Consider the following 14,707-nt stretch of genomic DNA (forward strand, 5'->3'; position numbering starts at 1 on the left):
CGCTGTCCTCGCCTTCCTCTTCACCCACTTCGCTTTCACACACTTCGCTGTCACACACTTCACTTTCGGAGGTGTTCCGTGTCTTCTTCCTCTCGTGCCCGCCGTCGCCGCCTGACCTGGATCGCCGTGGGCGGCGGTACGGCGGCCGTCGTCGCCGCGGTGGCCGCCCTCGCCGGCGGTTCCGGGGACTCCGCGCCCCGGGACCGGCCGGCGGCCGCCGTCCCGCCGTCCGCGGTCTCGCCGTCCGCCGGTGATGCCACCCCCGACGAACAGCAGAAGGCGCTGCTCGCCCTGGCCCGCAGGGACCAGCAGGACCCGCTGGCCCTGGGCCGCGCCGACGCGCCGGTCGTACTGATCGCCTACGAGGACTTCCAGTGCCCCTACTGCGGCAGGTTCGCGCGGGAGACCAAGCCGGAACTCGTCCGCTCGTACGTGGACAAGGGAGTGCTGCGCATCGAGTGGCGCAACTTCCCCGTGTTCGGCGCCGAATCGGAACGGGTCGCCCGGGCCTCCTGGGCCGCTGGACGGCAGGGGCGGTTCTGGCAGTTCCACGATGTCGTCTACGCCAAGGAACGCCCGCGCAACAAGGGCGCGTTCTCCTCCCCCCGGCTGCGCGAGATGGCCCGTGAGGCGGGAGTCGCCGACCTCGACCGCTTCGAGGCCGACCTGAAGTCCGAGGCCGCCGAGGTGTCGGTGAGCAGGGACCGGGAGGAGGGCTACGCGCTGGGCGTGTCCAGCACGCCCGCCTTCCTCGTCAACGCCACACCCGTCCTCGGCGCGCAGCCGCTGAGCACGTTCACCGCCGCCGTCGAGAAGGCCGCGAAGGAAGCCCGGCGGTGAGCGGGGTCACCGTCGCGACCGCCTTCCTCGGCGGCCTGCTGGCGCTGCTCAGCCCGTGCAGTGCGCTGCTGCTGCCGGCGTTCTTCGCCTACTCGTTCACCAGCCGCACCCGCCTGTCGCTGCGCACCGCCGTCTTCTACGCGGGGCTGTGCACCACGCTGGTGCCGCTCGGCGTGGCGGGCTCCTTCGCCAGCCGCCTGTTCTACGGACACCGCGAGGTGCTGGTCGCGGTCGGCGGCTGGACGATGATCGGGCTGGGCCTCGCGCAGATCCTGGGCCTCGGGTTCGGCTCGCGCCGCCTCCAACAGGCGGCGGGCATCCGCAGGACGGGATCCGCCGTGTCCGTCTTCGCCCTGGGCGCCGTCTACGGCTTGGCGGGCTTCTGCGCGGGTCCCATCCTGGGCGGCATCCTCACCGTCGCGGCGCTCGACGGCAGTCCGGCGCACGGCGGGCTCCTGCTGGCCGTCTACGCACTGGGCATGGCCGTTCCGCTGTTCGTCCTGGCGCTGCTGTGGGACCGCTGGGACCTCGGCCACCGGCGATGGCTGCGGGGGCGCGCGCTGCGGTGGGGACCGCTGACGGTGCACACCACCTCACTCGCCGGCGGGGTCCTCTTCGTCCTGCTGGGCGTGGTGTTCCTGCTCTTCGACGGCACCTCGGCGCTGCCCTCCCTCCTCGACATCGACACCGAGGCGGCCTGGGAGAGCGGCGCCAGGCGGATCGGCGAGGCCGTCTCCGACCGGGCTCTGCTGCTGGTGCTGGCCCTGGCCGGCGCCGGTACGGCGGCGGCCGCCGTGCTCCGGCTTCGCCGGCTCCCGCACGGGGAGGACCCGGACGGCACCGACTCCGCCGCCTGACCGGACGGACCTCCCGTCAGTCGCGGTCCGGGCCCAGTCGGCGGTTCGTTCCGGACCGGCCGATGTCCAGGTCCAGCAACGCGGTCAACGCGGTCCCGCTGTTCCAGAAGCCGAGCAGGTCGACGTCGACGAGGAACAACCGGTGCCGGGCCGCGAACGCGCGGGCCGGCCCGGTGAAGACGCAGGAGGCGACGAAGACCGGGACGTCGGCCCGGTGTTCGGCTCGTGCGGTGCCGTTGAAGGTCTGGAGGTCACGACTGCCGACGCTGTGGTGCCTGGCGTACCGCTTGCACTGGATGACGATGCGTCGGCCGTCGGGCAGGCGTCCGGTCACGTCCGCGCCCAGATCACCGGCGCCGCCGACCCGCCGGACGTCGGTGCAGCCGTCCCGGCGGCACAGGGCGGCGACGTGCTCCTCAAAGCGCGGGCCGTCCATCGCCCAGACCTCGTCCAGCGACCGGCGCGCCTGCCGCCGCGCCTCCTCGGCGAGTCGGGTCCGCTCCGCCCGGGCCTCCCGCCGCCCGGCCCGCACCAGGCCCGTCACGACGGCCGCGGCCACGACGACGGCGCACGCCACCAGCAGCGCGATCCCCATCGGGTTCCGTCCCCTCCCCCTTCCGGCGGTGCCCGCCGCACCCCCGGGCGGTCTGTTCCCCGTCGGCTACGATCATCACAGCCTGCCGTGTCCGACCTGTCACGGCTACGGCCGTATTCAGCCGACCCACCGCCGGCCCGTCCCGGCCCGCACAGCGGCACCCCTGTGGCGCCGCTCGCGCGTGGGACCGCACGGCGGGCGGCTCGGTCGCGTGCGGAGAGCCACCCGAGGGAAACCGATGATCTTCATCACCGCCAAGTTCCGTGTCCGCCCCGAGTACGCCGACCAGTGGCCGGGGATCGCCGCCGAGTTCACCGCGGCCACCCGCGCCGAGCCGGGCTGCCTGTGGTTCGACTGGTCCCGCAGCGTCGAGGACCCGACGGAGTACGTCCTGGTCGAGGCCTTCCGCGACGACGCGGCGGGGGCGGCGCACGTGCAGTCGGAGCACTTCAGGGCCGCGCAGCGGACCCTGCCGCCCCATCTGGCCGAGACGCCTCGGATCGTCAACGCGAACCTGGCGCAGGACGACTGGTCGCTGCTGGGCGAGATGGCCGTCTCCGGACAGGAGTGAGACACCGCCTCGCGGGAGTTCTCCCGCGAGGCGGTTCGCCCAGGGCGACGGGTCAGTCCAGTGCGACGCGCTCGCCGGTGTGCCCGACCACGGTGACGGTGCCGCCGGAGGTCGAGGTCCACTCGGTCACCGGGGTGAAGTGCCCCGCGTCCAGGTCCTCCTGCGAGACGACGTGGTACGGGAAGGCGCACGTGTAGGAGGCGTGCGCCCCGAGGTCGCGCCACCGGCAGTTGCGTACGTCGGTGGCCGGGTCGAGGTCGCTCAGGTTCCCGCTCGGCACCACCGTGGTGGTCGCGTCGGACAGGTTGGTGACGGTGTAGGTGAAGACCAGCGTGTCACCGGGCCGGTAGCCGTCGTTCCGCGGGGTGGTGAGGGTGCCGCCGGTCACCTGGATGCGGCCCGGCGTGCTCTCCTCGGCCGTCTTCGGCACCTCGACGGTGAAGGAGCCCCGCGAGGTACGTCCCTTGGTGTCCGTGAGCGTGGCGGTCACGGGGTGGCTGCCCCCGGTCGCGTCCTCGGGGACGGTGAGGGTGACGGTGACGGCCTCGGAGGAGTCCGGGCGGATCCGCTCCGGTGGCGTGAGCCGGTACGTCCAGCCCGCCGGCACCCCGAGGGCGAGGTCCTTCACCTGGAGGGCCGAGCCGCTCTGGTTCGCCACCGTGAGCGTGAAGGCCGCCGTGCCGCCGCGCTCGATGGTGAGGTCGTCGACCGTCAGCGGCGCGGCGACGCCCTGGAGCCAGGCGAGGTTGAACCGGGCGAAGCGGATGCCGCCGTTGCCGCCGTCGGGCTCGTAGAGCAGGCCGACGTCGCCGCCGGGCAGGGTGGCCAGGGTCGAGTAGGCCATGCCGTCCGGCTGGAAGACCCGCGCGACCGGCCATGTCCGGCCGTCGTCGAAGCTCATCCGGACGGTGCCGTCGGCCCGTTGGCTGGTGGAGCCCGCGTTGGAGAACAGCAGCACCTTGGCGCGGTCCGAACCCTTCGGCGCGTTGGGGAAGGCGCGGACGACGGAGGCGTTGTTCGCCGGGTCGGGCAGTTCCCGGTCGAGGGTCACCTTGCCGTAAGTGACGCCGCCGTCGTCGGAGATCGCGACCTTGCGGTAACCGGAGCGGTCGGAGTCGCGGGAGTTGAGCATGACGCGGCCGTCGGAGAGTTCCACGGTCTTGTTCTCGTCCATGCCCGCGCCGACCGGCTCGCCGACCTTCCAGGTCCTGCCGTGGTCGTCGGAGTACACGGACACGGCCTGGAAGACACCGGCGCCGTTGATGATCGTGTACTGCTGGAGCAGCCGCCCGGCGTGCGTGCCGTACTTCAGCTGGATGCCCTGACCCGACGCGGCGAACCGGGAGCGCCAGCCCAGGTCGGCGGTGACGTCCTCGGTGATGACCCGGTGCCGCCAGGTGCGGCCGTCGTCGTGGGAGACGCTCACCTCGGCGTGGAGCACATCGCGGTCCTCGGGGTCGACACCGGGCCGGGACCCGGCGAAGCCCTGGTCGAAGGACTTCACGTGGAAGTTGAAGATGTCGCCGGTGGAGCGGTCGACGAGGTAACTGGGGTCGGAGTAGCCCTCGATGGGCGCCTCGCCCTTGCCCCCGTGGACGGTCGTCTGCTTCTCCCATGTGGCGCCGTCGTCGGTGGAGCGGCGCTGGAGGACGGAGTTGGGGCCGGGCGCGTCGATCGCGGTGGGCCGGCCGTCGTAGGCGGCGAGGATGTCACCGCTGTTGGTGACGGCCAGCGCCGGAATGCGGTAGTTCGGGAACCCGCCCTCGCCGTTGGTCGCGAGTTGCTGCTCCGTGTAGAAGGGCTTGCCGGCCTGAGGGGGCCTGGCGTCGAAGTCCGGTGCCCGCTTGCTGGCCGCGGCCGCGGGCACGCCGCCCGCCAGCGCCACGACGGTGGAGAGCCCGACCAGACCTGCTCCCCATCGGAGCCTTCGCCGGAAGTGAGACATCGCTGTCCTATCGCTCGGAACGGCAGGGCGTCTGCCGCCGACGGGATCATAAGACGTCTGACGTCTTACGTGAACCCTCCAGTTCCACGGATGTGCCACGGCAGGGACGTCGGCCCGCCGTGGCACTGACCGCTCGTCAGGGACCGGGCGGAGGCGGTCTCGACGCGGACGGCATCGTCAACCACACTCGTCACAGCGGTTGTTCTGTGACTGGTGTTCTGTGACTGTCCGAGGAGACGGTGAAGGGGTCAACGGCATGAAGCCCACGTTCCGACGTCCTGTCCGGTGCGGCCTGGCCGCCGTGCTCGCCGCCACCGCCGCGCTCGCCGTCGCGGGTCCGGCGACGGCCGCGGACGCCGGCCCGGCCGGATCCCGCGCCCCGGCGGTGCCGCTGCGGGTGGCGACCTACAACATCCACGCCGGGGCCGGCGAGGACGAGGTCTTCGACCTCGACCGCACCGCGCGGGCCCTCCGTGATCTGCGCGCCGACGTGATCGGCCTCCAGGAGGTCGACGTCCACTGGGGCGACCGCAGCGACTTCGTCGACGAGGCCCGGGCACTGGCCGAGAAGCTGGACATGCGGGTGTTCTTCGCACCGATCTACGACATGGACCCGGCCACCCCGGGCGCCGAGCGCCGCCGGTTCGGCGTCGCCGTGCTCAGTCGCCACCCGGTGCTCGAGGCCGAGAACCACGAGATCACCCGGCTGTCCACCCAGACGAGCGATCCGGTGCCGGCCCCGGCGCCCGGTTTCGCCGAGGTGACGCTCAACGTCAGGGGTGCGCACGTGCACGTCTACGACACGCACCTGGACTACCGGGGCGACCCGTCGGTCCGCACGGCCCAGGTGGCGGACATGCTCGACGTGCTCGCCGCCGACCGCGGTCCGAAGATCCTGGTCGGGGACTTCAACGCCCAGGCGAACGCCGCGGAGTTGGCGCCACTCTGGCAGCACCTGAGGGACGCCGCCCCCGACGGCGGCGGGACGTACCCGGCGGTCCATCCGGAACAGCGCATCGACTTCGTGACCGTCTCCCCCGACATCACCGTGGCCGGTGCCCGGGAGATCGCCACGGAGGCGTCCGACCACCGACCCGTGGTCGCGGACCTGGAACTCCACCAGCGCGGCCGCTGACCCGCCTGATCCTGGACGTGTGGCTACCAGCGGCGTCCGAAGCGGAGCCGGGGCGGTGACAGCACCGACGACAGGCCGTGCCCACCGCCCGGCGCCGTGCTCACCCCGACCCCGGAGCGAGCCGAACCGCCGCGTACGGCGGGAGGGTTCACCGTGTCGTCCCGGTCGAAGCCGAGCCGGTTCACCACCTCCACCACGCCGTCGACGCTGTCGCACAGCCGCACGGTGACCGGGATCAGGCTCTTGCGCTCCACCGTGCCGCTGAGGACCACCCGGCCCTCGGCGACCTCGACCGCGAGCGCCGAAGGCCGCAGGCCCAACGTCCGTACGATGACGTCCTCCAGGATCTCCCGCTGAATCTCCCGGTCCCGGCGCAGAAACAGCCGCACCAGGTCGCTGCGGCTGATCACGCCGACCAGCCGGCCGTCGCCGTCCACCACCGGCAGGCGCTTGACCCGGTGCCGCTCCATCGTCCGCGCGGCACGCACGGCGTGCCAGCCGGGCTGCGCGACGACGGCGGGGCTCGTCATCAGCTCCCCCGCGTTCCTCCCCGCGCCACCGCGGGTCTGCTTGCGGAGAAGGTCCGCCTCGGACACCACTCCGATCGGCCGGTCCTCGTCGTCGACCACCGGGACGGCGGTGATGTCGTACTCGTCGAGGACGCGTGCGATCTCCTTGAACGCCGTGCCCGGTCGCACACTCACGGCGGTGGGGCTCATCAGCTCGCCCACACTGCGTCGTCTCATCACTCAGCGCCCTTCCTGTCACCTCCAGTCCACCCCACCCGCCGCCTTCCCGCTGAGGCCGAACAGTCCCTGCCGGGACCCCGAAAGTCCCTTCGTCCCCCGCGCGGTCACCCGCGCCGGCCGACGGCGGACTCCTGGGCCGCGCTTGCCTTGGAGCGGACTCCAGTTCGTAGGGTCGACCCGTCCAAGCAGGCGCCAGCCAAGGAGAGTCGTATGCGTCACCGCGTTCTGGGCGGGACCGGTATCAAGGTCAGCCCGTACTGTCTCGGCACGATGATGTTCGGGTCCGTCGGCAACGCCGACCACGACGCGTGCGTCCGGATCATCCACGCCGCGCTGGACGAGGGGATCAACTTCGTCGACACGGCCGACATGTACTCGGCCGGGGAGTCGGAGACGATCGTCGGCGAGGCGCTGAAGGGCCGACGCGACGACGTGGTGCTCGCGACCAAGGTCCACTTCCCCATGGGGGACGGCCCCAACCGCGGCGGCAACTCACGGCGCTGGATCGTCCGGGAGGTGGAGAACAGCCTGCGGCGGCTGGGAACGGACTGGATCGACCTCTACCAGGTGCACCGGCCGGACCACACCACCGACATCGAGGAGACACTCTCGGCCCTCACCGACCTGGTGCGCGAGGGCAAGATCAGGGCGTTCGGCTGCTCCACCTTCCCCGCCGACGAGATCGTGGAGGCGTACCACGTGGCCGACCGGCGGGGGCTCCAGCGGTTCCGCACCGAGCAGCCGCCGTACTCGCTGCTGGCCCGCGGCGTCGAGCGGCGGGTGCTGCCGGTGGCGGAACGCCTGGGGATGGGGGTGCTGACCTGGAGTCCGCTCGCCTCCGGATTCCTCACCGGCCGCTACCGCAAGGGCCTGGCTCTCGATCTGAGCAGCGGGCGTCCCACCCTGAACCCCGACCGCTTCGATCCGTCGGCGCCGCGCACGGCCGCGAAACTGGAGATCGTCGAGCAGCTCGTCGAAGTGGCCCGTGAAGTGGGCTGCTCACTGCCGGAGCTGGCCATCGCCTTCCCGCTCGCGCATCCGGCCGTCACGTCGGTGATCATCGGCCCGCGCACGATGGAGCACCTGCACAGCACGCTCAAGGGCAGGTCCGTGGTGCTGGACGACGCCGTACTCGACCGGCTCGACGCCATCGTGCCGCCCGGAACCGATGTCTACCCCCCTGACGGCGTGTGGACGCCGCCGTCTCTCGCCGAACCGACGCTCAGGCGACGCCCGGCCGCATCCCGGTCCGCCGTGTGAAGTCCGGCGGGGGCCAGGGCGCAACAGGCCCTACGGCAGGTTGCGGGCCACCACGATCCGCTGGATCTGGTTGGTCCCCTCGTAGATCTGGGTGATCTTCGCATCGCGCATCATGCGCTCGACGGGAAAGTCCTTGGTGTAGCCGTAACCGCCGAGCAGTTGCACTGCGTCGGTCGTCACCGCCATGGCGGTGTCGGAGGCCAGACACTTGGCGGCCGCCCCGAAGTACGTCAGGTCGGGTGAGCCGGCACAGCTGCGGGCGGCCGCGGCGTAGACCATCTGCCGTGCCGACTCCACCTTCATGGCCATGTCGGCGAGCATGAACTGGACGCCCTGGAAGTCGGCGACGGCCCTGCCGAACTGCCGCCGTTCCCGGACGTAGGCGAGCGCGGTGTCGAGGGCTCCCTGAGCGATGCCGAGCGCCTGGGCACCGACCGAGACCCTGGTGTGGTCCAGGGTCGCCAGCGCCAGCCGGAGGCCCCTGCCGCGCTCGCCGAGCAGGCGGTCGCCGGGGATCCGGCAGCCGTCGAAGTACACCTCGCGGGTGACCGAACCCTTCAGCCCCATCTTCCGTTCGGGCTCGCCGTAGCCGATGCCGGCGTCGTCCGCGTGGACGACGAACGCCGAGATGCCGCGGGAGCCCGCGTCGGGGTCGGTGACCGCGAAGACGATGAGGTACCTGGCCACGCCGGCCGAGGTGATCCAGGTCTTGACGCCGTCCAGGATCCAGCCGTCCCCGTCGGCCGTGGCCCGGCAGCGCATCGCGGCGACGTCGCTGCCCGCCTCCCGCTCGCTGATGGCGTAGGCCATCAGCGCGTCCCCGGAGGCCACTTCGGGCAGGTACCGGCGCCGCTGCTCCTCCGTGCCGGCCAGCAGCAGCGGTACCACGCCGAGCTTGTTGGACGTCTGGATGGTGGACGAGGACGCGCACACCCGGGCGACCTCCTCGACCGCGATGGCCGCGGCGAGGGCGTCGACACCGTCGCCGCCGTACTCCTCCGGGATGCCCGGTGCGTGCAGCCCGGCGGCCACCAGCGTGTCGTGGTTCTCGTGCGGGAAGCCGCCCCGCGCGTCGACCTCCGCCGCTCGGGGCCCCAGTTCCTTCTCGGCCACGGCGCGGGCCGCGGCGCGGAACTCGTCGTACATCGGGGGCAGCAGGTACGGCGTCGTCATGAGTGCTCCTCGGTCGGAATGTCGACACGTCGGGATGTCGGCACGCCGGCACGTCGCAATGCCGGGATGCCGGGTTGCCGGGATGCCGGAGTACGGCTCGGGTACGGGTCCGGCTCCATTGCGGCGCAGAACCGCCCGCCGCGCCAAGGTGCGCGCGCACGACGATCCGGCGGATCTTCGTGCAGCCGCACATCGACGCCCCGAAGGCCCCGCGCTTACGTTCCGCATGCCGCGGTGCGACGCCGCCGCCCCGACCGAAAGGCGTGAAGCCATGACTGTTCTGCACGGCCTGCGCGTGCTCGACCTGAGCCGGGTGCTGGCCGGCCCGTACTGCACGGCCCTGCTGGCGGACCTCGGCGCCGACGTGGTCAAGGTCGAGCCGCCGGGCGGTGACGACGCCCGGCACCTCGGACCGTTCCGGAAGGGCGAGAGCGTGTACTTCGCCCAGCTCAACCGCGGCAAGCGCAGCATCGTCCTCGATCTGAAGGATCCCGGCGACCACGCACTGCTGCTGCGGCTGGCCGAGCAGGCCGACGTCTTCGTCGAGAACTACCGTCCCGGGGTCGCCCGGCGGCTCGGCATCGACCACGCCACGCTCCGCGCGGCCAACCCGCGACTGGTGTACGCGAGCATCTCCGGCTTCGGGCAGAGCGGCCCGATGCGGGAGTATCCCGCCTACGACCTGATCGTCCAGGCCATGTCCGGCCTGATGGCCGGCACCGGCACCCCCGACGGGCCGCCCACCAGGGTCGGCGAGTCGGTCGGCGACCTGGTGGCCGGACTGTTCGCCTCCTGGGCCATCAACGCCGCGCTGTTCGACCGGGAGCGCAGCGGCCGGGGCCGGTACATCGACGTGGCCATGCTCGACTCGCTGGTGTCGCTGCAGGTGACCGCGATGAGCCTGCTCACGGCGACCGGACGCCTGCCGGGCCGGGTCGGCAACCGGCATCCGGTCTCCACCCCGTTCGACACCTATCGCACCGCCGACGGCCTCGTGGCGGTCGCGGTCGCGGGCGAGGCGGTGTTCGCCCGGTTCGCCCGGATGGTGGGGCGGCCCGACATGCCGTCGGACCCGCGCTTCCGTGACGACGCCGCCCGGGCGCGGCACATCGGGCAGGTGCGGGAGATCACCGAGCGGTGGTCGGCCGGACTGACCACGGAGGAGGCCCTGAAGGCGGCGCGGGCGGCGGGGGTTCCGGCCGCCCCGATCCGGGACCTGGCCGAGGCGGTGGGCAGCGAACAGATCCGCGGGCGGGGGCTCGTCGGCGAGTTCGACCACCCCGTACTGGGCCGCACGCCGTTCCTGCGCCAGCCGGCGCGGTTCGGCCCGGACGACGCGGCGGGCGGAACGGGCTCCGACACCGATACCGGCACCGAGGCCCACGGGACCGCGGCGTCGAGCCCCGCTCTCGGCGAGCACGCCGACGCGGTCGTCGGGCAATGGCTCCGCGAGAGCCGGGTCCGGAGCCGTCGGTGAGTCCGGGGCCCACTGCCTCCCCCGGACAATTCCCAGCCCATATTTTGCCGCCGAAGTATTGACCTCTCATTCATCCGATCCCATCCTGAATGACCTTATGCAGTTCACGAGCGGATCCGTGAAAGAGGGCATATCCATGACAGGCGTGGTAGAGCAACGCTCGATCGATGTCGTCCCCGACGCCGAACGGCACGGCAGCGCGTTCAGCCAGTTCACTCTCTGGCTGGGCGCCAACCTCCAGATCACCGCGGTCGTCACCGGCGCGCTCGCCGTCGTCTTCGGCGGGGGCGCGTTGTGGTCGATCATCGGCCTGCTGCTCGGCAACCTGCTGGGCGGTGCGGTGATGGCCCTGCACTCCGCCCAGGGGCCCCGCCTCGGCCTCCCGCAGATGATCTCCAGCCGGGCCCAGTTCGGCGTCCGAGGAGCCGTCGTCCCGCTGGTCCTGGTCGTCGTCATGTACGTCGGCTTCTTCGCCAGCGGCAGCGTGCTGGCGGGCCAGGCGGTCGGCGAACTCACCCACCTCGGCGACACCACGGGCATCGTGATCTTCGCCCTGGTCACCGCGGTCACCACACTCGTGGGCTACCGGCTCATCCACACCCTGGGCCGGGTGGCCAGCATCGTGTGCGCCCTCGCCTTCGTCTACCTCGGCATCCGCCTCCTCGATCACACCGACCTGAGCACCCTCCTCGCGAACCGCTCCTTCGACCTGCCGCTGTTCCTCCTCGCCCTCTCCCTCTCCGCGTCCTGGCAGCTCGCCTTCGGCCCCTACGTCGCCGACTACTCGCGCTACCTGCCCCGCTCCACCTCTCCCCGCGCCACCTTCTGGTGGACCCTCGGCGGCTCGGCCCTCGGCTCCCAGTGGTCCATGACCTTCGGCGCGCTCGCGGCGGCCGCGGCCGGCAGCGCCTTCGTCGACAACCAGGTCGGCTACGTCGTCGGCCTGGGCGGCGCCGGCCTCGCGGCCTCGTTCCTGTACTTCGTCATCGCCCTGGGCAAGCTGACGGTGAACGTGCTCAACACCTACGGCGGTTTCATGTCGGTGGTCACCGGCATCAGTGGCTTCCGCGAGCAGCGGGCGCTGTCCACCCGCGGCCGCGCCGCCTACATCGCCGGGATCATGATCGCGGGCACCGCGGTCGCCCTCCTGGGCAAGGACAGCTTCCTGACCTCGTTCAAGGACTTCCTGCTCTTCCTGCTCACGGCCTTCACCCCCTGGTCGGCGATCAACCTGGTGGACTACTACCTGATCGCCAAGGAGCGCTACGACCTGCCCGCCCTGAGCGACCCGCACGGCCGCTACGGCGCCTGGCGCGTCAAGGCACTCGTCGTCTACGGCATCGGTCTTCTGGTCCAACTGCCGTTCCTGGCCACCAGTTTCTACACCGGTCCGCTGGTGGCGCCGCTCGGCGGCACGGACATCTCCTGGATCGTCGGCCTGGCCGTACCGGCCGCCCTCTACTGGCTCACGGCCCGCCGGGACACCGCCCACGTTCCGGACCGCATGATCCTCACCGCCGAGCCGGCGACGAGGGCCGCTTCCCCCTCCCCCACCCCCTGAGGGCGGCGGGGCCGGGCGCACCCGTTCACTGCCCGGGCGGTGCGCCGGCGGGGTCGGCCTCCAGCGCCAGGAGGGCGAGCCACAGCTCCGTGCGGTCGGTCAGACGGTCGAGATCGCGGCCGGTGAGCTGCTCGATCAGCCGCAGCCGGTAGCGCAGGCTGTTGCGGTGGAGCGTCAGGTCCCGGGCGGTCGCGGCGGGCACGCAGTCGTGGGCGAGGTACGACCGCAGCGTGGGAACGAGTTCGGCCCGGTGCGCCTCGTCGTGCCGCAGCAGCGGCGCGAGCACGGCGTGACCCAGTTCCCGCAGCGGCAGGTCCAGATTGCCCATCAGCAGGCCGGCGATGCTCAGCGGCGCCGCCCGGTGCACCCCGGGGCCCGCCTGCGCCGCCTGGCGTGCCTCGAAGTAGCCGAGCCGCAGCCCGGCCACGCCGCGTCGCGGCTCGCCCACGCCCACCCGGACCCCCGTGTCCAGCACGGTCAGGCGGTCCGCGAGGGTACGGGCGGCCGACTCGGCGTCGACGCCGTCGGGCACGATCACCATGACGGTGTCGTCGATCAGGGCGGTGGGCAGCCGGTCGCCCTCACGCTCCAGGAGCGGCCCCAGGGTCCACGGCAGGCTGCGCAGCCGCCCGAGGGCGCCGCCGACCCGGGCGACCACGACCACGTGCGGCCCCTCCACCGCGAGGCCGTACGCCGTCAGCCGGCGGCGGGCGTCGGTGTCCGAGACCGTGCGGTGCAGGACGTCCTCGAGGAGCTGGCCCAGCAGCTCCCGCCGGCCGTTGAGCACGGCCTGGTGGCGGGCCACCTCCAGGCCGAGGATGCTCGTGGCGAACGACAGCACGTCCTGCCGCGCCGTGCCCAGCCGGGTGCGCAGCCACGCGACCGGCACACCGTCCACCACGATCGGCACGGACGTCCCCCCGTCGTCCGCCGCCTTCTCGTCCGCACCGGCCCGAGGCCACGCCGACGAGGCGGGGTGGCGTGCCAGCACGCGCCCGCCCGGCTCGACCACGGCCACCGGACCCGCCCCCAGTTCGCGGTGCAGCCGCCGCAGCAGCCCGCGCAGTCCGTGACCGGACAGCAGCTCCCTGACCAGCTGGTCCTGGAGGACGACGGCCGATCGCACCGCGTCGTAGCGCTCCGCGAAGATCCGGTCGGCCACCCAGCGGCTGATCTGCGCGAAGGGCACCTCCACGGGTGAGCCCAGCAGGGCCAGACCGGCCCGCTCGGCGGACTCGACGACGACGGGCGGCACCTCCTGGTGCACCAGCCCGGTGCCGAAGCAGAGCGCGGCCACCGGAAGCTCCGCCAGCCGGCCAGCCGGCTCCACTCGGCGTCGTCGCGGTCCAGCATGCCCGTCGTCATCACCAGGTCGTCACCGCGCAGGAACGGCGTCGGGTCCGGGAGCTCCGTGGTCGACGCCCAGCCGATCCGCCGGTCCTCGTCCTGGCAGTGGCTGGTCAGGGCGCGCAGCCTGAGGGCGGGTTCGGCGAGGAGGTCGGGAACCGAGACGGGCACACGACGATTGTGCACCAGCACGAAACGGCCCGTGCGGGCCGGGCCACGCCGGCTCCGGCCACCGCTCGGGGAGACACGGTTCAGGGCGTCAGGGACTCCGGAAGTTCGCGCGGCCACTGGCCTACCGAGCGCAGCAGTTCGATGAACGCGCGCTCCGCCGGGGACAGCAGACGGTCCCTGCGGCGGACGAGGTTGACGGGCCGGGAGCGCGGGGCCGGGTCGACCGGCAGGACGGTCAGGGTCCCGGCGCGTACGTCGTCCACCACGGCGTGCTCGGAGATGAGGGCGAGTCCGAGGCCCGCCGCCACGCACTGCTTGACCGCCTCGGGCCCCCAGACCTCGCCCCGTGACACCTCCGTCAACTCCCAGTCCGCGAGCACCTGTTCCTGAAGTTCCCGCGTCTGCGACCCCGGCTCGCGCAGCAGCACGCGACAGCCCTTCAGGTCCCGCGGGCCCACCTGGTCCCGCGCCGCCAGCGGATGCCCCGGCGCCGCGATCAGCACCAGGCGCTCGCCGAGCACCGTCTCGGGCACCAGTCGGGACTCCGCCGGAACGCCCGCGACCACGGCGACGCCGATGTCCCCGGCCAGCAGGCGCTCCAGCACGGCCTCGTTGTTGCCCACGAAGATGTCGCACTCGATGCCCGGGTGCCGCTGCTGGAAGCGGGCCAGGAGCGGCGGCAGCAGATACGTGCCGACGGTCGTCGAGCCGCCGACCAGCAGCCGCCCCGACACCAGGCCGCTCACCTGCTGCACCGCCGCGACGGCCTCCTCGGCCAGCAGGAACACCCGCTTGCCGTACTCGGCCAGGATCTCGCCCTCGGCGGTCGGCCGCGCCCGGGACCCCGAGCGGTCGATGAGGGTGACCTTGAGGGACTGCTCCAGCCGGCGCACCTGGTTGGAGACCGACGGCTGGCTCATGTAGAGACGGTGCGCCGCCGCCGAGAAGCCCTGGTGCTCCACGACCTGCATGAAGATCCACAATCGGTGCAGGTTGAGTTCCACACGCCTCCCCGTGCCGTCGCGA

The 14,707-nt window shown here is 72.4% G+C and carries 13 protein-coding genes; 7 read left to right on the forward strand and 6 right to left on the reverse strand.

Going from position 1 to position 14,707, the window contains the following annotated elements; translation table 11 throughout:
• Positions 1–78: 78 nt before the first annotated feature.
• Positions 79–840 (forward strand): DsbA family protein, encoded by a 762-nt coding sequence (locus tag ACIHCX_RS33105; protein WP_400036132.1) that lies wholly within the window; start codon positions 79–81, stop codon positions 838–840.
• Positions 837–1,697, forward strand: coding sequence for a cytochrome c biogenesis CcdA family protein (locus tag ACIHCX_RS33110; protein WP_400036134.1), 861 nt, complete (start codon positions 837–839; stop codon positions 1,695–1,697). The genes ACIHCX_RS33105 and ACIHCX_RS33110 overlap by 4 nt, the downstream gene beginning before the upstream one ends.
• 16 nt (positions 1,698–1,713) lie before the next feature.
• On the opposite strand, the gene ACIHCX_RS33115 is transcribed toward ACIHCX_RS33110, so the two are convergent.
• Positions 1,714–2,292, reverse strand: coding sequence for a restriction endonuclease (locus ACIHCX_RS33115; protein ID WP_400036136.1), 579 nt, complete (start codon positions 2,290–2,292; stop codon positions 1,714–1,716).
• 238 nt (positions 2,293–2,530) lie between these two features.
• Here ACIHCX_RS33115 and ACIHCX_RS33120 point away from each other — a divergent pair, with 238 nt between their 5' ends.
• Positions 2,531–2,863, forward strand: a complete 333-nt coding sequence (locus tag ACIHCX_RS33120; RefSeq protein WP_400036138.1) for a putative quinol monooxygenase — start codon at positions 2,531–2,533, stop codon at positions 2,861–2,863.
• Between the two features lie 52 nt (positions 2,864–2,915).
• Here ACIHCX_RS33120 and ACIHCX_RS33125 read toward each other — a convergent pair whose 3' ends face one another.
• Positions 2,916–4,808, reverse strand: a complete 1,893-nt coding sequence (locus ACIHCX_RS33125) for an exo-alpha-sialidase (protein WP_400036140.1) — start codon at positions 4,806–4,808, stop codon at positions 2,916–2,918.
• Between the two features lie 256 nt (positions 4,809–5,064).
• On the opposite strand from ACIHCX_RS33125, the gene ACIHCX_RS33130 reads away from it, so the two are divergent.
• Complete coding sequence (locus ACIHCX_RS33130; protein WP_400036142.1) at positions 5,065–5,943, forward strand: endonuclease/exonuclease/phosphatase family protein; 879 nt, start codon at positions 5,065–5,067, stop codon at positions 5,941–5,943.
• Between the two features lie 23 nt (positions 5,944–5,966).
• On the opposite strand, the gene ACIHCX_RS33135 is transcribed toward ACIHCX_RS33130, so the two are convergent.
• Complete coding sequence (locus ACIHCX_RS33135) at positions 5,967–6,689, reverse strand: CBS domain-containing protein (RefSeq protein WP_400036144.1); 723 nt, start codon at positions 6,687–6,689, stop codon at positions 5,967–5,969.
• 213 nt (positions 6,690–6,902) lie between these two features.
• Here ACIHCX_RS33135 and ACIHCX_RS33140 point away from each other — a divergent pair, with 213 nt between their 5' ends.
• Entirely contained in the window at positions 6,903–7,952 is a 1,050-nt protein-coding gene (locus ACIHCX_RS33140; RefSeq protein ID WP_400036147.1) for an aldo/keto reductase, read from the forward strand.
• Between the two features lie 30 nt (positions 7,953–7,982).
• Here ACIHCX_RS33140 and ACIHCX_RS33145 read toward each other — a convergent pair whose 3' ends face one another.
• On the reverse strand, positions 7,983–9,125 hold the full coding sequence (locus tag ACIHCX_RS33145; protein WP_400036149.1) for an acyl-CoA dehydrogenase family protein: 1,143 nt from the start codon (positions 9,123–9,125) through the stop codon (positions 7,983–7,985).
• A gap of 271 nt (positions 9,126–9,396) precedes the next feature.
• Between ACIHCX_RS33145 and ACIHCX_RS33150 the strand changes: the two genes are divergently transcribed.
• Entirely contained in the window at positions 9,397–10,602 is a 1,206-nt protein-coding gene (locus ACIHCX_RS33150) for a CaiB/BaiF CoA transferase family protein (protein ID WP_400036151.1), read from the forward strand.
• Positions 10,603–10,738: 136 nt separating this feature from the next.
• Positions 10,739–12,163 carry a purine-cytosine permease family protein gene (locus ACIHCX_RS33155; RefSeq protein WP_400036153.1) on the forward strand — a complete coding sequence of 475 codons (1,425 nt, stop codon included), beginning with the start codon at positions 10,739–10,741 and terminating at the stop codon, positions 12,161–12,163.
• Between the two features lie 25 nt (positions 12,164–12,188).
• Here the strand turns inward: ACIHCX_RS33155 and ACIHCX_RS33160 are convergent, their stop codons facing one another.
• Together ACIHCX_RS33160 and ACIHCX_RS33165 are read right to left on the reverse strand one after the other, a co-directional pair.
• Positions 12,189–13,460 carry a helix-turn-helix domain-containing protein gene (locus ACIHCX_RS33160; RefSeq protein ID WP_400036155.1) on the reverse strand — a complete coding sequence of 424 codons (1,272 nt, stop codon included), beginning with the start codon at positions 13,458–13,460 and terminating at the stop codon, positions 12,189–12,191.
• 301 nt (positions 13,461–13,761) lie between these two features.
• Entirely contained in the window at positions 13,762–14,685 is a 924-nt protein-coding gene (locus tag ACIHCX_RS33165; RefSeq protein WP_400036157.1) for a LysR family transcriptional regulator, read from the reverse strand.
• Positions 14,686–14,707 lie beyond the last annotated feature (22 nt).

This window comes from Streptomyces sp. NPDC052043 (assembly GCF_044548235.1).
GTDB lineage: Bacteria > Actinomycetota > Actinomycetes > Streptomycetales > Streptomycetaceae > Streptomyces.